Annotated in this window: 23 protein-coding genes and 1 pseudogene; 13 read left to right on the forward strand and 11 right to left on the reverse strand. The window is 41.0% G+C overall.

The window, feature by feature from the left end; genetic code table 11:
* Positions 1–60 precede the first annotated feature (60 nt).
* From N780_RS07205 to N780_RS07215, 3 genes are all read left to right on the forward strand, one after another.
* A complete protein-coding gene (locus N780_RS07205; protein WP_036781901.1) occupies positions 61–783 on the forward strand; it encodes a 3-ketoacyl-ACP reductase in 723 nt (240 codons plus the stop codon).
* Positions 784–867: 84 nt separating this feature from the next.
* The gene (locus N780_RS07210) at positions 868–1,554 is read left to right on the forward strand and encodes a VOC family protein (protein ID WP_052114942.1); all 687 of its coding nucleotides are present in this window, start codon (positions 868–870) and stop codon (positions 1,552–1,554) included.
* A gap of 107 nt (positions 1,555–1,661) precedes the next feature.
* Positions 1,662–2,357 (forward strand): class I SAM-dependent methyltransferase, encoded by a 696-nt coding sequence (locus N780_RS07215; protein ID WP_036781903.1) that lies wholly within the window; start codon positions 1,662–1,664, stop codon positions 2,355–2,357.
* Between the two features lie 140 nt (positions 2,358–2,497).
* Here the strand turns inward: N780_RS07215 and N780_RS07220 are convergent, their stop codons facing one another.
* Positions 2,498–3,340 (reverse strand): DUF2268 domain-containing putative Zn-dependent protease, encoded by an 843-nt coding sequence (locus N780_RS07220; protein ID WP_036781905.1) that lies wholly within the window; start codon positions 3,338–3,340, stop codon positions 2,498–2,500.
* Between the two features lie 135 nt (positions 3,341–3,475).
* On the opposite strand from N780_RS07220, the gene N780_RS07225 reads away from it, so the two are divergent.
* The 4 genes and pseudogenes from N780_RS07225 to N780_RS07230 all read left to right on the forward strand — a co-directional run bounded on the left by N780_RS07225 (position 3,476) and on the right by N780_RS07230 (position 4,539).
* Entirely contained in the window at positions 3,476–3,721 is a 246-nt protein-coding gene (locus N780_RS07225; RefSeq protein WP_036781907.1) for a hypothetical protein, read from the forward strand.
* 191 nt (positions 3,722–3,912) lie between these two features.
* Positions 3,913–3,984: pseudogene (locus tag N780_RS20385) on the forward strand (YjcZ family sporulation protein); the annotation flags it as partial.
* Positions 3,985–4,112: 128 nt separating this feature from the next.
* Positions 4,113–4,214 (forward strand): YjcZ family sporulation protein, encoded by a 102-nt coding sequence (locus N780_RS19475; RefSeq protein ID WP_084599434.1) that lies wholly within the window; start codon positions 4,113–4,115, stop codon positions 4,212–4,214.
* A 61-nt stretch (positions 4,215–4,275) separates the two neighbouring features.
* Complete coding sequence (locus N780_RS07230; RefSeq protein WP_438942501.1) at positions 4,276–4,539, forward strand: phospholipase; 264 nt, start codon at positions 4,276–4,278, stop codon at positions 4,537–4,539.
* Here N780_RS07230 and N780_RS07235 read toward each other — a convergent pair.
* Together N780_RS07235 and N780_RS07240 are read right to left on the reverse strand one after the other, a co-directional pair.
* On the reverse strand, positions 4,519–5,193 hold the full coding sequence (locus N780_RS07235) for an HAD hydrolase-like protein (protein WP_036781911.1): 675 nt from the start codon (positions 5,191–5,193) through the stop codon (positions 4,519–4,521). The two genes, N780_RS07230 and N780_RS07235, sit on opposite strands and share 21 nt — an antisense overlap.
* A gap of 49 nt (positions 5,194–5,242) precedes the next feature.
* Positions 5,243–5,899, reverse strand: a complete 657-nt coding sequence (locus N780_RS07240; protein ID WP_036781912.1) for a hypothetical protein — start codon at positions 5,897–5,899, stop codon at positions 5,243–5,245.
* 118 nt (positions 5,900–6,017) lie between these two features.
* On the opposite strand from N780_RS07240, the gene N780_RS07245 reads away from it, so the two are divergent.
* A complete protein-coding gene (locus N780_RS07245) occupies positions 6,018–6,371 on the forward strand; it encodes a VOC family protein (protein ID WP_036781913.1) in 354 nt (117 codons plus the stop codon).
* A gap of 176 nt (positions 6,372–6,547) precedes the next feature.
* Here N780_RS07245 and N780_RS07250 read toward each other — a convergent pair whose 3' ends face one another.
* From N780_RS07250 to N780_RS07265, 4 genes are all read right to left on the reverse strand, one after another.
* Positions 6,548–6,982, reverse strand: coding sequence for a DMT family transporter (locus N780_RS07250; RefSeq protein WP_036781915.1), 435 nt, complete (start codon positions 6,980–6,982; stop codon positions 6,548–6,550).
* Between the two features lie 14 nt (positions 6,983–6,996).
* Positions 6,997–7,695 carry a Crp/Fnr family transcriptional regulator gene (locus N780_RS07255; protein ID WP_036781916.1) on the reverse strand — a complete coding sequence of 233 codons (699 nt, stop codon included), beginning with the start codon at positions 7,693–7,695 and terminating at the stop codon, positions 6,997–6,999.
* Positions 7,696–7,706: 11 nt separating this feature from the next.
* Entirely contained in the window at positions 7,707–8,132 is a 426-nt protein-coding gene (locus N780_RS07260) for a DMT family transporter (RefSeq protein ID WP_036781917.1), read from the reverse strand.
* A gap of 219 nt (positions 8,133–8,351) precedes the next feature.
* A complete protein-coding gene (locus tag N780_RS07265) occupies positions 8,352–9,005 on the reverse strand; it encodes a reverse transcriptase-like protein (protein ID WP_036781918.1) in 654 nt (217 codons plus the stop codon).
* Positions 9,006–9,282: 277 nt separating this feature from the next.
* Here N780_RS07265 and N780_RS07270 point away from each other — a divergent pair, with 277 nt between their 5' ends.
* Positions 9,283–10,026, forward strand: coding sequence for an SDR family NAD(P)-dependent oxidoreductase (locus N780_RS07270; RefSeq protein ID WP_036782190.1), 744 nt, complete (start codon positions 9,283–9,285; stop codon positions 10,024–10,026).
* A 121-nt stretch (positions 10,027–10,147) separates the two neighbouring features.
* Here the strand turns inward: N780_RS07270 and N780_RS07275 are convergent, their stop codons facing one another.
* A complete protein-coding gene (locus tag N780_RS07275; protein WP_156969105.1) occupies positions 10,148–13,291 on the reverse strand; it encodes an efflux RND transporter permease subunit in 3,144 nt (1,047 codons plus the stop codon).
* A gap of 133 nt (positions 13,292–13,424) precedes the next feature.
* Between N780_RS07275 and N780_RS07280 the strand changes: the two genes are divergently transcribed.
* Entirely contained in the window at positions 13,425–14,270 is an 846-nt protein-coding gene (locus tag N780_RS07280; protein ID WP_036781919.1) for a TetR/AcrR family transcriptional regulator, read from the forward strand.
* Positions 14,271–15,362: 1,092 nt separating this feature from the next.
* Here the strand turns inward: N780_RS07280 and N780_RS07290 are convergent.
* The 3 genes from N780_RS07290 to N780_RS07300 form a co-directional block, all read right to left on the reverse strand.
* Entirely contained in the window at positions 15,363–15,584 is a 222-nt protein-coding gene (locus N780_RS07290) for a DUF3951 domain-containing protein (protein WP_036781922.1), read from the reverse strand.
* 57 nt (positions 15,585–15,641) lie between these two features.
* Complete coding sequence (locus tag N780_RS07295; RefSeq protein WP_036781924.1) at positions 15,642–16,172, reverse strand: DUF5412 family protein; 531 nt, start codon at positions 16,170–16,172, stop codon at positions 15,642–15,644.
* A 98-nt stretch (positions 16,173–16,270) separates the two neighbouring features.
* Positions 16,271–17,668: a poly-gamma-glutamate hydrolase family protein gene (locus N780_RS07300; protein WP_036781926.1), complete on the reverse strand. Its 1,398-nt coding sequence runs from the start codon at positions 17,666–17,668 to the stop codon at positions 16,271–16,273.
* 205 nt (positions 17,669–17,873) lie between these two features.
* Here N780_RS07300 and N780_RS07305 point away from each other — a divergent pair, with 205 nt between their 5' ends.
* The 3 genes from N780_RS07305 to N780_RS07315 all read left to right on the forward strand — a co-directional run bounded on the left by N780_RS07305 (position 17,874) and on the right by N780_RS07315 (position 19,088).
* Positions 17,874–18,080 (forward strand): hypothetical protein, encoded by a 207-nt coding sequence (locus N780_RS07305; protein WP_036781928.1) that lies wholly within the window; start codon positions 17,874–17,876, stop codon positions 18,078–18,080.
* Positions 18,081–18,211: 131 nt separating this feature from the next.
* A complete protein-coding gene (locus N780_RS07310; protein ID WP_036781931.1) occupies positions 18,212–18,547 on the forward strand; it encodes a PadR family transcriptional regulator in 336 nt (111 codons plus the stop codon).
* A gap of 1 nt (position 18,548) precedes the next feature.
* Positions 18,549–19,088: a DUF2812 domain-containing protein gene (locus N780_RS07315; protein ID WP_036781933.1), complete on the forward strand. Its 540-nt coding sequence runs from the start codon at positions 18,549–18,551 to the stop codon at positions 19,086–19,088.
* Positions 19,089–19,215: the final 127 nt, after the last annotated feature.

Raw genomic sequence — 19,215 nt, forward strand, 5'->3', positions numbered from 1 at the left:
AGTTTTTTTGAGGTTGTTTCAGATTGCGCTTACACTATTGATATAGAAAGGATGAGTAGAATGGCACAAAATGTTAAAGGAAAAATCGCTTATATTACAGGAGCTAGTAGCGGAATTGGACGTGCAACCGCTATTCAATTCGCTAAAGAAGGCATTCACCTCGGACTTATAGCAAGAACAGAGAGCAAACTGAAGGAAGTCAAAGAAGAAGCTACTTCTTACGGGGTGAAGGCTAGCTATGCAGTAGCTGATATAGCAAGCCTTGAAGAGGTAGAGAAAGCTGTAGATGACCTGAAACAGCACATTGGCCCAGCCGATATACTAGTGAATAACGCTGCAATAGGATCAAACGGATCATTTCTCGAAATAGAACCAGATGAGTGGAAGCACACATTTGAAGTGAACGTGTTTGGAACCTATCACGTTACAAGAACGGTTCTCCCCCACATGATTGATAATAACCAGGGTGACATTATAAACATCTCTTCAAGCAATGGGTTAAAAGGGACTGCCGGTTCCACCTCTTACAGCGCATCCAAGTTCGCAATCCAAGGAATGACTGAGGCTTTGATGCAAGAAGTTCGCCGTCAAAACATACGAGTCTTCACGTTAAACCCTAGCCTCGTTGCCACAGAACTAGCCTTTGGTGCCAAACTTGAGGAACAAGATAAGGAAAAATACATGCAACCTGAAGACATTGCTGAATATATGGTTAGTCAGTTAAAGCTGCACCCTCGTATCTTTATTAAACAGTCCCTGCAATGGGCAACAAATCCGTTTTAATATTAGAAAATGCATGGGAACAATCTGTTTGTAAATCCTTACCGAAGGGTAAATAGCTTATAAATTGTTTAAGGAGGCGTCCTAATGGATTTCGATCATTTAGTGGTTTTAGCAAAATCTCCAGAGAAATCGCAGCAGGATATGAAAGGTAAGCATGGTATTCGAGGAGAAAAGGGTGGCGAACATAAACAATGGGGCACATACAACCATTTAGCATTCTTTGAAAATAGTGCTTACATAGAATGGATTGGAATCACGGATTACGATACAGCAACAGATTCAGATAATCCTTTAATCCAACAAACTGTCCAAGCACACGACAAAGATGTAGAAGGACCTTTTACATTTGCACTTAGAACATCGCAAATGGACCAGCTTATTGAACATTGGGAAGCCGAAAATCTTGACTATCAAGGACCTTTCGAAGGAAACAGAACGACTCCAGATGGTCGCCAATTGAGCTGGCGCATGCTTTTCCCGAATACCGATTCCTCCTCTCCCCTGCCATTTCTTATTGAATGGAGCGGTGAACCGAATAAGCCTAATAACTCTGAAAATCTAAATTCCTTACCATTTGAAACGATTCATGTTGGTGTCGAGGATCTAGAAGCTGCTCTTCACCAGTGGACTTTATTCTATCAATTAGGTGAACCCAATCATGCACAAGACTTAGCCGGCAACACCTCCTATGAATGGAAGCTAGGAAATGGAACACTCTCCTTGTCGGAAGGGAACGGAGTGAATGCTAAATTTGGAAGTGTTAATCTTTAAATGATGTAAAAAGATCCAGCCTGCTCAGCAGGCTGGATCTTTTTGTTTTCACAAAGCCTGCTTGAGCACATAGTTTAATAGGAAAACGAAGAAACAGGAGAATCGCGATGACAAACGATTATTTAGATTTATTAGCTCACTTTGGAATAGGCGGGGCTCATCCAGGAGGATTTGAATTAAGTAAACAAGTTTTCCAAAAAGAACACTTAGATAGAGATCTTCATGTCTTAGATATAGGTTGCGGGACTGGGCAATCGTCTGAATATATACGGGAAACATTTGGGTGTGAAGTCACGGGAATCGATAATCACCCGCTTATGATACAAAAAGCAAAAGAGCGAAAAACGGATGCCATATTTTTAGAAGGAGATGTAGAACATCTCCCTTTTAAAGACGAAAGCTTTCAGTTCGTTTTCACAGAATCCACTCTTAGTTTTACAAAAATACCACAAGCCCTCAAAGAGATTAATCGCGTCCTCACCCCTACAGGAACGGCTCTATTTATGGAAATGACAGCAGAGCAATCTCTTTCTGATACTGTGAAAAAGCAGGTCAAGAACCTTTATCATATTCAAGAAATTTATTCGGAATCACAATGGAAGGAAGAAATGGAAGCAGCAGGTTTTACAAACATTAAGTGCCTAGACATTCCATCAAATTTAGAGGAGAGCCCCATTTCTGATATGAAAATGAGCCCTGTCATTCCAGAATCCTTATATGAGCTTTGGGATGAGCACGTAGAATTTGTTGAAATCTGCAAGGAACACTTGGGATTTCGCATTTATCGTTGCTGTAAATCTTAAACTGTTTGAAAGTTACCGTTTTCCAAACATGATGATAAGATTAATGTTTTTGCTAATGCAACATCATAACTCCTCTCCTTTAAGGAGGGGAGTTATTGCGATTTTACCTTCGTAAGAGTTAAATATTACCTCAATAATTACTAGCTACGAGGTCTGACAAAAGTAGACTCTCTTATAACTTCTTCTGCCGAAACGTGAAACAAGTCTTCGATTTTCTGAAGCCCTTTCTTTCTGCAAAATGCATTCACAAGATGATAAGCTGCATTGTACCCCATCCACTTTGGCGGGCGTCCAAATTTATTCCCATACATCAGTTTCATATTTTGCTCATGGTCTTTTGAATCTAACACAGGGACAAGGTATTTGTTCCAATAAGGTTTAATTTCATTTTCCTTAAAAGCCGTCGTCCACGGGGCCATATATCCCTTTCCATAAACTCTCTTTACAACTTGCTCTGCGGTGCCTTCCAAGACAAGTAAATCGTCAAGACGCAGTTCCACTTCATTTAGTTTTTGTACATTCATGCGACATACGTGATGGTATTCATGGGCTAATATGGCTTTTAGCTCATTTGAACTATGCGTAGCTGAGAGAAAGAGAAAAACCGCTTCTTTAATAGCCAATCCGTTTTTGTTTTTTTCCTGTCTTTTATCATAACCACGGGTGATCGGAAACACATAGATCGGAATGTCAGGCCCTTTCCATTGCTTCTTCAGCCTCACGAATTCTACTTCAATTGTCTTCCAAATTTCTATATCCCTCATTGACTTTAATAACGGTTTAATTTTTCGCCATTCTCCAGGTTGAAATAAGCCATTTTGTTGCAAGTGATATAGAACTTCTTCGGGAGTTGAAGAAGGAAAGTGCTTGCTGACCGGTTCACCAATCTTCTTCAGTTGAGAATAATAAAAATCAGAAGACCTTTTCTCTTCGTACTCTTCCACTAGCTCTTGAACCCATTCATGCGTCTGGATTATCCCCATAAAATCCCCCCTTTTACACCTGGTTATTAACCTAATCTGGTGATTCTGGCCGAAACGTCTAGTCCATTTGCTCCTTTGGCGCATACGTTATCACTACATACTGATATGTATATCAGGAAAGAAAGGAGGATATGTATGTCACATCACATGTACGATCGATGTTGCCGTTATAAAGGCAGAGTAGTGCGTTTAGAATCAAGAGGCCGAGTTCATGTTGGAGAAGTTACACGCGTCACTAGAAGCCATGTATGGATTAGACCTGTTGGTGGTCAAAGAGGATTAGGATGGGGATATTACGGATTCGGGTATGGAGGCTTTGGAGTGCCATTTGCACTTGGCGCGATTACAGGCATTGCGTTAGCAGGTGCCTTTTTGTGGTAATCGTTTTAGGTTAAGACCCATTTGCAAGATATTTTCATCAGATTAGGGATGCACCTACACACCTTTTCCCTAATTCCATATGATGAGATAGTGTAAGGTCCACAAAGTGGATTTATACGACACTAGTAAGGAAAGGAGAGGTTTGTATGTCATACGGTTGTGGTTATGGCGGTGGCTACGGCGGTGGATACGGTAGCAGTTTCGTATTAATCGTTGTATTGTTCATCTTGCTTATTATTGTTGGAGCTTCTTTCGTTTACTAATTTGCTTTACACCTGACCTCAACTTCCAGGTCAGGTTTTATTTTTATATGAATGACATTGGCCCTAACAAAATAAAGGGCATCCACATATAGTAACAAGGTACCTTACTGCAGAAAGGAGTTGAGAATATGTCTGGAGGATACGGCGGAGGTTTCGCGTTAATCGTTGTATTATTTATCTTGCTTATCATTGTTGGGGCAGGAGCGTTTAGCGGAGGATACGGATACTAAAATAAAAACCGAGAACCTCCTTTCCTGCGGGTTCTCGGTATTAAAATGGGAGGTGTCCACGTTGCCATTAAAAATCTGTTTATTTCCTGGCTACAAATACTGCGGTCCAGGATGCAAAGGTCCAGGTACACCAGTAAACGCTGTAGACGCTGCTTGTAAAGCTCACGATGAATGCTACAAGCGCTTTGGTCCTAGTTGCGAGTGTGATCAACAGTTCATTAAACGACTTGCTGCTTTACAAAACCCTTATACACAAGAAGGACGACACGCAAGAGCCATGTACAACTATATGAAGTTTCAGACTTTATTTACATGTAAATGGTGAGGAGAAACAAGTTGTTAACTCCAGTACAGTTCTTAAATCTTCAATAACAACATCCGCTTCTTCTAACTCACCTTCTTGAGAGAAATCAAACTGACACCCCACAGCTAATAGGTTATTAGCCTTTGCTGCACGAACATCAGACCCACGATCACCTACGACCAAGCCCCTGGCTATCTTATGGTCATTCATAACCTTCGTTACTAACTCGCTTTTATCTCCGGAGTTTATAGCTTGAATGCTATAAATACCAGAGACCCAGTCCTTTAAAGAGAATTGACTTGCAATCGTATGTAAGTATTCTTCTTCTCCGTTACTAGCAATAAACACTGAGAAAGATCGATCTTTAAGCTCTTTCAATACGTTAACTGTATAAGGATACAAATCTCCCATCCCATTACGTATATTTTCTATTAAACTCTTTTGAAACCACTCATTCGCCCGTTTACGCTCAATATTCGTATGATTAGGAAGGAGCGTTTCCCAAACAACAGGGAGTGAGACTCCCATAATCGAACGATATTGTTCCAAAGGTGTTTCACCTTCCCATAGATTTGCTTCACGCAACCGACTAAACGTGTCCTCTAAAGATGGTTCTAGAATAAGATCTGTCTGAAACAGCGTTCCATCCATATCAAAAATTACAGCTTGGCTCATAAAAATCCTCCTTAATCGACTCTCTCCCATTTAGATAAAGGGAGATTTCTTAACTACCTAATTGAACCTTAACATTCTCCGGATTTACAAGGGTGAATGTAATCTCCTGGTACATTTCAAAACCAGGCTCATACATGGCGTGAAACATTTTCGAACCGTCTTGTTCCTCTAAAAGCTCCTGAAGACTATCATAGTTTTCAGTAGGAAAATTAAACGATACGGGCTGCTCTTCTGTTAGTTTTTTAGCTTGTGATACTCTGATAAGCCTCCTTACCCCTTCTTCCCCTTTTATTCGGACAGATTTCGTATACGTGTAGGTTTTAGAATGGTCTTTCTTCCATCCCTCTTCTTCAACAATACGCACTCCATCCCCAGGTTCTACTTTAAATTCAATCGGTTCCGCTTCCCATTTGTCTTTTGATTCATGTATTCGAAACGTCATTTTAGGTATGATCGTCACTCCTGTTGGTTCCCCTCCATAGAGGACTTGCTTTTCACCTTCATGCGCTTCAAGCAAATAAGATACTACTCCGTCCTCTGACCATTCGTTATAAGTTCTCAGAAGGTCTTTTTCATTCAGTGGGGATTGTGTAGGTTCGTTCAACACTTTCTCTGAAGTGTCGATTTTCTTTTGTTGAGGTTCCATAACAAAGATGATAAAGAGGATGAATAATGTAAATGTGGCAGTAACTGATATTCTTTTCATACGGAACTCTCCATTCAATAGGATTATTTTACATATTTTACCACAACTATCAGAAAAATTCTTCCTCTTCCATCCAATCTCTTGTAAAATATAGTCAACTTTTGTTGGAGGTGGAACGATGAATCATCCGATCCTTAATGAAATCGGAACGGTCTTTATCCCTGTAAAGAATATTGAAAAAGCACGCGATTGGTATTGTGACATTTTGGGACTCGCTGCTGATGGCGATATATTATTCGGTCACTTGTATATATTACCAATGAAGAGCACCGGAATTGTATTAGACAGCAAGATTTATTCCGATGAAAAAGTTTATAAGATGGCCCCTTTTCATTTAAATACAACCGATATACAGAAAACATATTCTTATATGAAAGAAAAGAAAGTCACTGTCACATCAGAAATCCAACACGATCACTTCTTCACCTTTCAAGATCCTGATGGAAATCACCTAATGGTTTGTCAGTGTTAAATTTTCGTTCATTCTAGGTCTTTACCTTTAACTACCTCTCTATATAGACGAAAATAGTATTCCAAAAGTTTCAATAAATCTATTTTTCCGATAAAAAGAGCTTACCTTATAGGGCAAGCTCTTTTCGAAAGTTATGTACTAAGCATGAGGTCTGGTCCTTTTGTTTACTTTTTCTATCATTTATCCTTCATCTTAAAAACTAAGATCCCAATAATCATTACGAGTAAACCAGCTAATTTCGTAAAACTAAAAGGGATCACTTCACTACCAAATAACCCAAACGTATCAATAATAAGCGCTAATAATAACTGGGCTACTAGAACAATAGAAACCGCATATGCAGGTCCAAGAGCTCTAATCCCCCTCATGATGCTATAAACAATCCCAACTCCAAAGAGCCCTCCTGTCATATACAGCAGGTTTACCTCTTCAATGTGGAAAAGGGACCCCTCGCCTACAAGCAAGAAAACAGGAATGGCAACGGCAAGACCAACAACGAACACTAACGTTGTTGTAGCCCATAATCCAAAACGCTCACTTACCCTCGAATTAAACACAGTTTGCAAACTAATAAATACGCCTGCGATCACGGAAAGAATGATTCCTTGCATACGTTATCCTCCTGTCACTCGTATATATTGCCATGAGCACGCTCATGTAATAAGTCGTGATCTTTTATGTATATACGCTTACTTTTCTTTTCAATAATTCCTTCCTCACACATCTGTTTAATCACACGGTTTAAATGCCTATAACTTGTACCGATTAGATCTGCTATGTCCTTTAAGTTTGTTGTCTTCATTTCTTGATAGAATAATGTACTCTTCTCAGTTGTAGCAGTCGAAAGGAAATAGCTAGCCAAACGGGTTTCAACAGAATTTAAGTGATTTAGAGTTGATGCATTGGACTCTATATAAAACTTATGTGTTACTTCTTCTAGAAGAAATTGAAGAAATGGTGGATGGTCATAAGCTAATCGGGTGATATCTTCATAAGATATTCCCAACAGCGCTCCTTCGGTTACCGCTTCTACAGTATTGAAAACAAGGTTCTTCTTTATGTATTCGACATCCCCTATAATATCTAGTGGATTTTTAAATCGTAATAACCTGGAATTCCCCTCGGATGAAACCGTATAAATCTTTAGTTTCCCTTTCACAAGAAAATACATCTGAGAAAGTTGCTCTCCCTCAGTACAAATCGTTTCACCCTTTTCAAAGTGGTATAAACGAATTCTTTCTTGAAGGGCTTCAGGAAATGTGTGCTGAAGTTCATGCTGGTCTAAGAAACCGTGAATTTTCTGACGGTCCATCATTTGTCGCATTCAAGCACCTCCTATAACTTAAAAATAATAATACCTAAGATCATAATGGCAATACCAGCCACTCGGTTGACACTGAAATGAATTTTAGGTACTCCAAACAATCCTTTTGTATCTATCAAAAATGCAAACATTAATTGCGATACTAACAAGAGTGATACGGCGAAACTCGCCCCTAACAAGGAAATCCCCATCAGTTCACCAAAAACGATTAAAACACCGAATGCCCCTCCCAATAAGTACATTGGTTGAACTTCTTTAATTTGCTTCACGTGACCATCTCTTGCGAATAAAAATATCGTTCCTGAGAGTAATAATCCAACTATATGAACAATTACAGTCGTATGCCAAACCCCAATCGTTTCACCGAGACGGGCGTTAAATACACCTTGAATCGTGATAAAAAGTCCAGCCATTAAAGAGAATAAAATCCCTTGCACATCAATAACCTCCAAGCATAGTTTTTACCTCTCTTATTAAAGTACAACTACGCTTAACACTAAAAGGACATATGTCCCAAAAACACCTAAAAAATATATCACAGTAACTCATTACCGTGATAAAGGGTGCCAGACACCGATTAGCGCTTTAAAGCGCAAAAGGAGGATGGGTATTGTTTAGCTCTGGTTCATGCTAAGCGGTACCTCTCCTCCTTATTTTTACGTTTCGATTGTACTTGAGATCTCCACACCTTTTAAAGCTTGTGTAGCAAGGCGGTCTGACTCTTGGTTTTTCTTACGAGAGACTGTTTCATACTCTGGCTTTAGATGTAAGCTTTGTAATTTCTCTTCAATCCGATCTGCCCATCTTGATAACGTATCTTCATAGCATGGCCATTCATCAAGGAGCTGATGGATCACTACTTTAGAATCTCCTATTATTTGAATGGGCATATGGTGGACTCCTAAAGCCTCAACCTCTTGTAAACCTAAATGAAGGGCTGCATATTCCGCTTCATTATTGGATTCTAACTCTTCGACACGAGCATTTTTTCTTAAGCGATACGCTTTACCATTCTGTTCATAGTACACTACACAACCAAGTCCTGACGTTTTCGATTGAAGGTCATAGCCTCCATCAAAGTAAACGGTAATATTGTGAGGTTCTGTTTCGTATTCCTTCATATATTCTTTTAATTTCTTCAATTCCCAAACTTGTTCATAGGAATCAATAAACTTCATCGATTTAACACGACCCGTTCGTTCAAAATCTTCAGCTATCAAAAGCGCATGAGCTCCTTGTATCATTTCTGAAGAGAATGTTGCTTCTGCTCCTGCTGGAGTTTTATAAACGACTTCTATATGTACTTTCATACTATCTCCCCCTCTATTCTGAATGGGTGAATACAGTTCCATTGATTGTTAGGTGTAGCATTCCCTAAACCCGTCCTGGTGTATTCTTGGTCTCCCTTACCTTTATACGTTTATACCCTTTGGAATTTTCCTTCAACCTCATTGGAAAGCTACAAGGTCATTACCATTGTTTTGTTTCTTCAAATCGATTTCATCCGAACCACGCAGTTTTTGTTGGAGGTCGCACTATTTGAATTATATAATAATCATTAATGCTACAGTAAAAGGAGACCAAGGAATGGCTAATATACAAGGACAAGTTATCATCATTACAGGAGCCAACAGAGGACAAGGAAAAGCGATCGCAGAACACCTCGCCTCACTTGAAGCAAACGTTATCGTAGGAGCCAGGAACTTAAAAGACGCACAAACAACCGCAACAAATATCGGGGAATTAGCTTATCCCGTTGAGCTAAACGTTACCTCAGAAGAACAGTGGCACTCAGTAGTTCAAGATATAATTAGGAATTTCGGACGGATCGATGGCCTTGTGAATAATGCAGGTGTCCTCATACGACAGCCTTTCACAGAAATGACAGTGAGTGATTATCAGCAGATGATTGAAGTTAATCAATTAGGTGTGTTTCTTGGCATGCAAGCCGTCATTCCACAAATGAAAAGGCAACAAAAGGGTTCAATTGTAAACAATGTATCAATCTCTTCCTTTGCTCCCATTCGCAAATCATCTGCCTATGCCGCAACGAAAGCAGCTGTAGTCGCGATGTCGAAATCCGCGGCAATCGAATTAGGACTAGAAGGCATTCGCGTCAATATGGTGCACCCTGGAGGTATCGATACGGATATGGCAACCGGAGGAGAAGGGGTACCGAGTTTTTATGAATCCGTTCCACTTGGTAGAATTGGACAACCCATTGAAATTGCAAAGGCTGTTGCCTTTCTAGTTTCTGAAGAGAGCTCTTACTGTACCGGTACAGAGATAGTGGTTGATGGCGGAATGACTTTAGGAACGTCTGATCAATAAACGTTGCCCTAGCCGAAGTCAAGCCAGTGCATCAGAGAAATAATGTTTTCTATAAGTTCCCCCTTCTCATTTAAAATAGTAAAAAAAGGGGCCTAGCTATCGCTAGGTCCCTTTCATTCTATTATGCTTTTTTCTTTTTACGTCCAATTTTACTTAATGCTTCATACACAACAGGTACGATTAGGAGTGTAAGAAGCGTTGAGCTTGCTAACCCTCCAATTACGGTTATACCTAGTCCTTTACTGATGATCGAACCACCTTCAAAGCCTAGAGCTAATGGTAATAGAGCACCTATTGTAGCTAGTGCTGTCATTAGTATTGGTCGAAGGCGTGTTGCTCCAGCATCTAGTAAGGCTTCACGTGTAGAAATGCCTTCTTTCTCTCGTTGGATAACACGGTCAATCAATACAATACCATTTGTAACTACAATACCGATTAGCATAAGCGCCCCGATCATAGCGGAAATACTTAGCGTTTCCCCACTTACTAACAGACCAAGTACGGCCCCGATAATGGTAAACGGCAAGGAGAACAGAATAGCGAATGGCGCTAATGCTCCTCCAAAGAAGATGACTAGAACGACATAGACAATCGCAATAGCAGCGAGCATCGCAATACCTAACTGACTAAACGACTCATTAATATCCTCTGTAACCCCGCCGATCTTCAGGTCAATTGAAGCCGGGTGCTCAATGTTGTCTAACTCTTTTTGAACATCAGCCGATACAGAACCTATGTCGTCTGTCGTGGCTTTGGCACTTATACTTGCATATACCTTACCATTTTGACGAGTGATTGTATCTTCTGTCGTTCCTTCTTCGACCTGAACAAGGTCACTTAACGGTACTGATTGACCAAGTGGAGTTTGAATCTCCTTATCGGTTAGTTCATCAATACTGTTATACTGATCTTTCTTCACTTCAAGGTACACTTGAAGCTCTTCTCCATCTTCTTTGATGGTAGTAACTTTCGGACGTTCACGGTCTGGACTTAATTCCATGCCGATTTGTCCAGCTGTTAAACCAAGTTCACTTAACTTTTCCTGATTAGCCACGAGTGTATATTCTTCATATGACTCAGATAGACTTGATTCAGGTTCACGTAAATCTTCCTGTTCATTCAAGATTGTTCTCACATCTTCAACATATGGCTTAATATCATCCATAGTCTCACCGAATACTTGAACTTGAATGTCACTGCTTGATCCTGTAGCTGAGAAGTCTTGACTCGACCATTCTCCTTTTTCGGTCATAGCTTTCAGGTCATCCGTCACTGTTTGCTTCTCTTCCTCGAAGTTTTCCGCGTCTTCATCATATTCCACAAAGAAAGCGGCCTGATTACTTACTCCAGGATTCATAGGGTTTTCTCCGCCTACTGAATACTGAATCGTCTTAACGCCTTCACGATCTTTAAAGTATTCATATGCATCTTGTGCGGTCTCTTCTACGTCTTCAATTGTTTGGCCAGGTGCTGGACTATACGTTGGCATGACCATCTTCTCCCCTTCAGAAGGTAAGAAACTAGTACCAACTAAAGGAACAAGAGCAATACTGCCGACTAGAATCGCAACCGCCACAATTGAAGTAATAATTTTGTGATTTAACACACTGTTTAAAACAGAGCGGTATCCATTTGCTAGCTTCCCAGGTCCTTCGTGATGACCTTTCATCGCTTGTTTCTTGTTTAATAGTGAATGAGACATCATCGGTACGATTGTAACGGCTACAACAAGAGAAGCCAGTAATGCAAATACGACCGTTAACGCAAATGGTAAGAACACTTGCCCAACTACCCCTTGCACTAATCCTAGCGGAAGGAATACCGCAATGGTTACGATTGTAGAAGATAAGATTGGCATAAACATTTCTTGAGTGGCAGCACGAACCAACTCTTTACCTTCTAGTTTCTCATCCTTCAAGGACATGCGTCTGTATATATTCTCTACTACTACGATTGAATCATCCACAACACGTCCAATGGCAACTGTCATGGCACCTAGTGTCATAATGTTTAGCGTAATCCCCATTTGATTTAGTATCAAAATAGCAATTAATAAGGATAGTGGAATGGATACAACAGAAATCAACGTTGTTCTAAAGTTACGTAGGAACAACAGAATGACAATGATCGCAAATAAGCCACCAAATAACGCCTTGTTTAACATCGTGCTAACAGACTCTTCAATGGGTTCTCCCTGGTCGAAAGAATATACAAATTCTACACCATCAATGTTTTCTTCAAATTCAGCAGTTCGGTCCTTAACCGCATTCACAACATCTACTGTATTCGCTTCTTGAGACTTTACAATCTGAATGGATACAGAATCTTCCCCATTGGTACGAGAAATGGATTCTGCTTGCCCGACAATCTCAAGATCTGCAATTTCTTGTAGCTCAACAGTTGGGATCCCTTGTGCTTCCGCGCTACCTTGCGCTGCGGCATTCCCTTGCAGAGCAGCTCCGGGTTGTTGTCCGTCTGGGGCTTGTTGAGCAGCTTGTGATGGAGCTCCTTGAGATTGTGATGGTACCATCGGGATCTGTAATTGTTTCAAGTCTTCTAGTGTGGCAATGTTCCCGTCCATCACAACAGACTTTTGTGTATCATCAAAGTTATATAATCCTAATGGGAAGGTTACATTTGAACCTTTAATGATATTTTGGACTGTTTCTTTGTCCATGCCACGCTGTTCTAGCGCTTCTTCATTGAAACTCATTTGAACTTCTTTAACTTGTTGGCCTGACACTTGAACAGATGCTACACCTTCTAGCCCCTCAAGTTCAGGTACAACCTGGTCTTCAACAGTCTTAGTGAGCTCTTCTAGACTACCATCTCCGTTCAACACACTCATGCTAAGAACCGGGAATGCATTAAAATTAATGCGTGAAACGTCTGGATCTTGAGCCGATTCTGGTAGTTGCATAGACCTTACAGCTTCCTCTAGCTCATCTTCAGCTTCATCAAGATCTTTACTGTAGCTGTACTCCAATTGCAAATTTGAGGCATTTTGGAATGAACTTGAGCTCACCGTCTTTACACCGCTCAAGTTTTGCACCTGCTGCTCAATAGGTTCTGTTATCTCACCCGCCACTTCAGCTGGTGTCGCACCTGGATATACAGTGGTTACCGTAATAATCGGAGGGTCAATATCCGGTATTGTTTCTAACTTCATGTTTAACCCCGAGTATAAGCCTGCTACGGTGATAACAATGGTCATCAGCCATACGGCAAACTTATTGTTCATCGAGAAATTAATGATATTCTTCAATATTTATATCCCCTTTCCATCTTAAGAACAAGCTCGTTGACTAGTTAGTCAGTACGATATACAATATACATGACCAGTCAGTCAGAGGTCAAGAAATAAATGTATCTTCTTAGGTAAAAAGGGGGGATCTTACATGGATCAAAAGAAAGTAAACATCATTGAAAATGCCATTAAATTATTTGCTCAAAGAGGCTTCAGTTCTACGTCTGTTCAAGAGATTGTGAACGCAAGTCAAATTTCTAAAGGTGCTTTCTATCTCCACTTTAATTCTAAGGATGAATTATTGCATGAGCTTTTTGAATACTATTGGCTTCGTATGCAAACCCGTATCAACGAAGTATCTGCAAAACCCTTAGATCCAAAGGAAAAGTTTACAGACCAGCTAAAGGTTACGATAGAAGAAATCGCTACCCACCGCGACTTCATTATTATGCAAGTAAGAGAGCAAGCCATCCCCTTCAATGATACGATTGAGCATTTCATTCGGAGAATGCGCTACCATTCTATTTTATTTTACAGGAACCATTTGCTAAGTATTTACGGCCAAGAGATAGAGCCTTATGCATGGGAAGCAAGCGTAATGGTTCAAGGCATTTTAAAGAGCTATATGGACTTAATAATTGTCGATAATGTCGAATTTGATTATTTCGTATTGGCTCAGTCGATTACAAATAAGGTCGATTCTCTTATAGAAGGATATAAACACAAAAATGACCAACCAGTCATTACAGAAAAGATTATTCATCAACTGACCCCTTCTTCTTATAATCTACATTATTTAGATGATCTTCTAGAGCAATTGGAGATAATCGCTTCAAGTGAGCCCGAACCAGACATAAAAGAAACAATTGATGTTTTAGTACAAGAACTAAAGACTTCATCACCAAGAAGGGTAATCATAACCGGAATGGCTCATCATTTAGAAAAGTACGAGCGTTATGCAGACCTGGCTTCTTTATTAAGAGCTAAATTTATGTAGAGGGAATCCAGGAGCGGATTCCTTTTTTTGTTGGGGTATGGGTTTGGTATGGACAATTAGGGGGGCGTCTGGACGCTTTTTGGGGGTTGTCCTGACACTTGGGGAGGGCGTCTCGACTCTTGGGTGCTCGGTCTGGATACTTCGGGCGCGCGTCTAGACGCTTCGATGCCCGGTCTGGACACTTTGGGCGGGCGTCCTGACTCTTCGATGACCGGTCTGGACACTTCGGGCGCGCGTCTAGACGCTTCGATGCTCGGTCGGGACACTTCAGGCGCGCGTCCTGACTCTTCGATGACCGGTCGGGACACTTCAGGCGCGCGTCTAGACGCTTCGATGCCCGGTCGGGACACTTCAGGCGCGCGTCTAGACGCTTCGGCGCTCGGTCGGGACACTTCAGGCGCGCGTCTCGACTCTTCGGCGCTCGGTCTGGACACTTCAGGCACGCGTCTCGACTCTTCGACGACCGGTCTGGACACTTTGGGCGGGCGTCTCGACTCTTCGATGACCGGTCTGGACACTTTGGGCGCGCGTCTCGACTCTTCGATGACCGGTCTGGACACTTCGGGCGCGCGTCTCGACTCTTCGATGCTCGGTCTGGACACTTCGGGACACGTCTCGACTCTTCGGCGCTCGGTCTGGACACTTTAGGCGCGCGTCTCGACTCTTCGATGCTCGGTCTGGATACTTCAGGCGCGCGTCTCGACTCTTCGATGACCGGTCGGGACACTTCAGGCGCGCGTCTCGACTCTTCGATGACCGGTCGGGACACTTCAGGCGCGCGTCTCGACTCTTCGATGACCGGTCGGGACACTTTGGGCGCGCGTCCTGACTCTTCGACGACCGGTCGGGACACTTCAGGCGCGCGTCTCGACTCTTCGATGCCCGGTCTGGACACTTCAGGCGCGCGTTCCGACACTTCGGCGAGCCGTTCCGACGCTTCAGCCCGCGGTCCCGACACTTCCGCACTTCGTCTCGACACTAGAACAAGCGCCTACATACTTCAGCGCCCTATAAGGCGCAGAGCGCGCAAAAAAAAAGAACTTTTCCAAGTACAGAAAAGTTCTTTCAAATCTATAGATCTCCTTAATCCGCTTAGCGATCTTTGTCGTCTCCTTCGTCTTCCTCCTCTTCTTGTTCATCTTCCTGACGTTCTTCATGGAACTCTTCATTTGATTGACCAGCGATATGATCAAAGGGAGTGTAATAATTATTGGGACGTTCTTTTTTTATCATGACTTTGTAGACCACAATTAGTATAAGAACCACCACAATTAGCACAAAAAGGGAGGAGGAATATACTAAATATCCCAACATAGCCACCTCTCTTATTTACTACAAAATTTAAATCGATTAACAGAACCTCTGTAGAGACTACTCTTCTTCCGCCTGACCTAAGTTCAAAGTAGTGCTGTTTATTTTCAAGATCGTGTCGCTTTCCCACTGGAGGGTTACTTGATGTACGCCTTCTTCATAATACACCCTTTTCTTAAACCAAAGCGGACCATCTAATTCTCCTCTTACTCCAAATGGTCCTGTTGCACCTGCATCAAAGCTGTAGAAATCGATCGTATAGTTATGATTGGGTGAACTTATGGTTTTTAAATGTTCATTCTTACCTATGTTTGAGAAAAGGGAGGTAAATGCTAGAACGAAAAGCATGGAGGTCATTAAAAGGAGCGCCAAAAAGAGCGTTACCCAACTCCTCATTTTAGTCTTCCAAGTCCTCCTGTCTTGAAATCCGATCACACATAAAGCAAAGGCTAGCAAACTTAAAAATAGAAGAATAGATGTGGGTGGGGCTATTAGCCAGGCATTATTTACATTTGAATAGAAAGAGTAGATCCCGAGTACTAAACAAGAGAGGGTTAGATAAAAGGACCAGAAGTTGCTTTGTTTGACCACCCTTTTCCCTCCTTTTTATTAGATAGTCTATCTGAATATTTTATTCTAGAGTAGTTTGCAAGTATATATTAACATAAAATTACATTTCAATCCTGCAATTACCTTCCTTCTAAATCCTTCCACTGTGTATAACTATGATAAGTTGTACCTGCAAACCCTTTTGCATGCATCCCTTTAAAATAGCGCCTGACCTCTGCTAATTCATATTCCATTTCTATGTAGGTTTTGTCGTCAAAGCTTACATAGTCTAAGTAATGGGGCTTTAATTCCACACCGATCTCTACTTTAGAAGAGTTAGCGTATAACACTTCATTTTCTGATAGGGAGGTGATGCTATTAGATCCTAGAGCTGTATTACGGTATGCCATTACGGTTACATAATCCTGACGATCAATCATATTTTTATAGAAGTTAGGGTCATATGGGGCCACACTTGGGCCGTCTGTCCAAAATGGCAAGTCACTGCCGACAATAAAGCCGTTATCCTTTGCATAATCCACATATATCTGTGATGAGTTTGACCACTGTGTGACAACATTCTCCCGGTCTGTATCCCACTCATCCAAGACGTGTGGTTCGATGTCAAAGTGAATTCCTTTAAATTGTGCCGTTTCTGATACTTCATTATTGTAAGCCATCACTCGATCCATACGATGTTTTCCTTCAGGTATATTTTCTTCGAGCCCCCAGTGCGGTGCCCCCATTAAAGCATGGACCGTTACTCCCATTTGATTCAGGCTCGATATAAAGTAAGGATAATGATCTTCAACTAATGGGTTATAATGAAGATAAACATGATTAATGTGATGACTGTCCAAGAACTGAATGGTTTCATCGGGGCGGTCTGATACCGCTTTGCTATCCCATAGCCATACACTTTTCCGTGACTTATATTCATTTAGAGCATCTTGAATAGCTTTTGAGTACGCCTTAAATTCACTCGTTTGTTCTTGGCTTGTTAATGAAGCAAGTAAACGTAAGTCTCCCCCTGAAAAGAAAGCCCTGGCTTGTGCTTCTGTATAGGTAATTGAAACTTCTTGACCCATATCAGCATTAACATTCGTGTTTACAGAGAAGCCCTTTCGTTCTAAATGAGTTTTGATCATGTCTAATAACCGTTCATTACTTCCTTCAACGCTCGTTCCAACTGCCTCCCCTTGTTCTCCTTGTATAGAAACCACTGTACTCACCGCGCGAGTTACTGAAGGTTCTGTCTCTATATTGGGAGCAGATGTTGATACATCGATTACACTGTAATGATTGTAGATCTCCCCTGCAGCTCGTTGGGCAAGTAATGAAGAAACGGGCAACAGATCCCCTTCTTCCTTGCCATTAATAAACACTTCAGACCCTAGATCAACATAAGAAAAAGCCCAACAACTCTCACATATTACCTCATCCTTTGTAGCTACATTCCCTTCTCCAAACACTGTACCACCTATCAAGATTCCCACCATTACACTTAACACAAGAACCACTTGAAATTTGTATTTCATAGATTGTCGTCCCTTTCGATGTTTAGACTTATTTTTTTATATCGAACAAGATAAGATTATTTTGATAGCTTTAGAGGTAATTACTCTATAAGACTCAAATATAAGTTAATAGTCCTTTGAATCGGAAGGGGTAAATCCACCCTGTTTAATGGAATTATATGTTAAACTAAATAAAAACTCATATTACGTTTAAGGTGATGAAGTGATGGACTTTTTAAATTGGTATGACTGGATAACTCCAACAAATCCACAAGCATCCTTATTTTTAGGTATCATGTTTACCCTTTTGTTAGGTATTTTCGTGTGGTTTGAAACGAAGAGGCGACAGGCTTTCGTATGGACGATGGTTACTGGAATGATTGTGACCAGTTTGGGAGTTTACTTTTTACAGTGGTTCGGATATTATGGCTAACACCTTCTAATTACCTCTATTATTTCAAAAAAATCCCTATTAATGATTGACTATTGTTTAACAAAACGATATAGTTCATTTAATGATATATCAAACATTGATATAAAATGACTTTGTAAGGGAGCTTTTATATGGCAAGAGGCGAGACATTTCAAGCTGGTGAACTAACGGATACTTCTTTCTACATATTACTCACGCTCCAGGAAGCAAGACATGGGTATCTCATCATGCGAAAGGTTGAGGAACTCACTAAAGGAAAGGTGTCAATCGGACCAGCTTCTATGTATACCACTATCAAAAAATTGCTTAGTGCTGGATTGATTGAACAATATGGTGAAGGTTCAGGCAAGCGAAAGACTTATATAGCTACTGCTGCGGGGGTCCAACTTTTAAAGAAAGATATAAAGCGACGTGAAAGGATGCTTGCCCATGCCAGACTCGTCTTTAGTACGGAAGGAGAACAATAATATGAAAAGAACGAAATATGTAATGAGCGGAGGGTTAGCGTTTTCAGAGGAAAAAGATTTGAAAAAGCTTTCCTCTTTATCTAAGAAAGGTTGGGTTACTAAGAAACTCGCTCCATTCGGATACGTATTGAAACGCGGAGAAGCAAAGCCCCTGGTCTATGCTGTTGACTATCGAAAGGATGCAGACGATGAATATTTTGCTTATTTTGATGAAGCAGGCTGGGATCACGTATCAACAGCAGTGAATTATATCCATTTATTTAGTGCCCCAGAAGGTACACAGCCCATCTTCACAGATCAGTCAACGATTATTGAGAAATATGAAGCAGAGAAAAGGATCATGGGGAAAGCTGCGTTACCTACGCTGCTTATTACGATCGCTCTCTTTATGCTTTATCCATTGAGTAATACGGATTGGATGGCTGATATATTTGGGGAAGTTGGCATTGTATTAGGCTATGTGTCTATGATCGTACTCGTCTTTACCGGCATGCCTTACCTCGGCTTTAGAAGAAAAGTTCATAAACTACGAAAATCATAGAAAACCAGAATGGGATCTTGATGCGAAAAAACGCATTCTTATGATTCTTTGCCTAATGAGATAGAGAAACATGCAGTTAATCGAACAAAACGCTCAGATACATATTCATACCTGAGCGTTTTTATTA

Origin of the sequence: Pontibacillus chungwhensis BH030062 (assembly GCF_000770675.1) — a bacterium.
In the GTDB taxonomy this organism is placed as follows: domain Bacteria; phylum Bacillota; class Bacilli; order Bacillales; family BH030062; genus Pontibacillus; species Pontibacillus chungwhensis.

Coding starts and splice junctions, on each gene's coding strand:
- N780_RS07205 (WP_036781901.1), top strand. CDS start 61: ATGGCACAAAATGTTAAAGGAAAAATCGCTTATATTACAGGAGCTAGT.
- N780_RS07210 (WP_052114942.1), top strand. CDS start 868: ATGGATTTCGATCATTTAGTGGTTTTAGCAAAATCTCCAGAGAAATCG.
- N780_RS07215 (WP_036781903.1), top strand. CDS start 1,662: ATGACAAACGATTATTTAGATTTATTAGCTCACTTTGGAATAGGCGGG.
- N780_RS07220 (WP_036781905.1), bottom strand. CDS start 3,340: ATGGGGATAATCCAGACGCATGAATGGGTTCAAGAGCTAGTGGAAGAG.
- N780_RS07225 (WP_036781907.1), top strand. CDS start 3,476: ATGTCACATCACATGTACGATCGATGTTGCCGTTATAAAGGCAGAGTA.
- N780_RS19475 (WP_084599434.1), top strand. CDS start 4,113: ATGTCTGGAGGATACGGCGGAGGTTTCGCGTTAATCGTTGTATTATTT.
- N780_RS07235 (WP_036781911.1), bottom strand. CDS start 5,193: ATGAGCCAAGCTGTAATTTTTGATATGGATGGAACGCTGTTTCAGACA.
- N780_RS07240 (WP_036781912.1), bottom strand. CDS start 5,899: ATGAAAAGAATATCAGTTACTGCCACATTTACATTATTCATCCTCTTT.
- N780_RS07245 (WP_036781913.1), top strand. CDS start 6,018: ATGAATCATCCGATCCTTAATGAAATCGGAACGGTCTTTATCCCTGTA.
- N780_RS07250 (WP_036781915.1), bottom strand. CDS start 6,982: ATGCAAGGAATCATTCTTTCCGTGATCGCAGGCGTATTTATTAGTTTG.
- N780_RS07255 (WP_036781916.1), bottom strand. CDS start 7,695: ATGCGACAAATGATGGACCGTCAGAAAATTCACGGTTTCTTAGACCAG.
- N780_RS07265 (WP_036781918.1), bottom strand. CDS start 9,005: ATGAAAGTACATATAGAAGTCGTTTATAAAACTCCAGCAGGAGCAGAA.
- N780_RS07270 (WP_036782190.1), top strand. CDS start 9,283: ATGGCTAATATACAAGGACAAGTTATCATCATTACAGGAGCCAACAGA.
- N780_RS07280 (WP_036781919.1), top strand. CDS start 13,425: ATGGATCAAAAGAAAGTAAACATCATTGAAAATGCCATTAAATTATTT.
- N780_RS07290 (WP_036781922.1), bottom strand. CDS start 15,584: ATGTTGGGATATTTAGTATATTCCTCCTCCCTTTTTGTGCTAATTGTG.
- N780_RS07300 (WP_036781926.1), bottom strand. CDS start 17,668: ATGAAATACAAATTTCAAGTGGTTCTTGTGTTAAGTGTAATGGTGGGA.
- N780_RS07305 (WP_036781928.1), top strand. CDS start 17,874: ATGGACTTTTTAAATTGGTATGACTGGATAACTCCAACAAATCCACAA.
- N780_RS07310 (WP_036781931.1), top strand. CDS start 18,212: ATGGCAAGAGGCGAGACATTTCAAGCTGGTGAACTAACGGATACTTCT.
- N780_RS07315 (WP_036781933.1), top strand. CDS start 18,549: ATGAAAAGAACGAAATATGTAATGAGCGGAGGGTTAGCGTTTTCAGAG.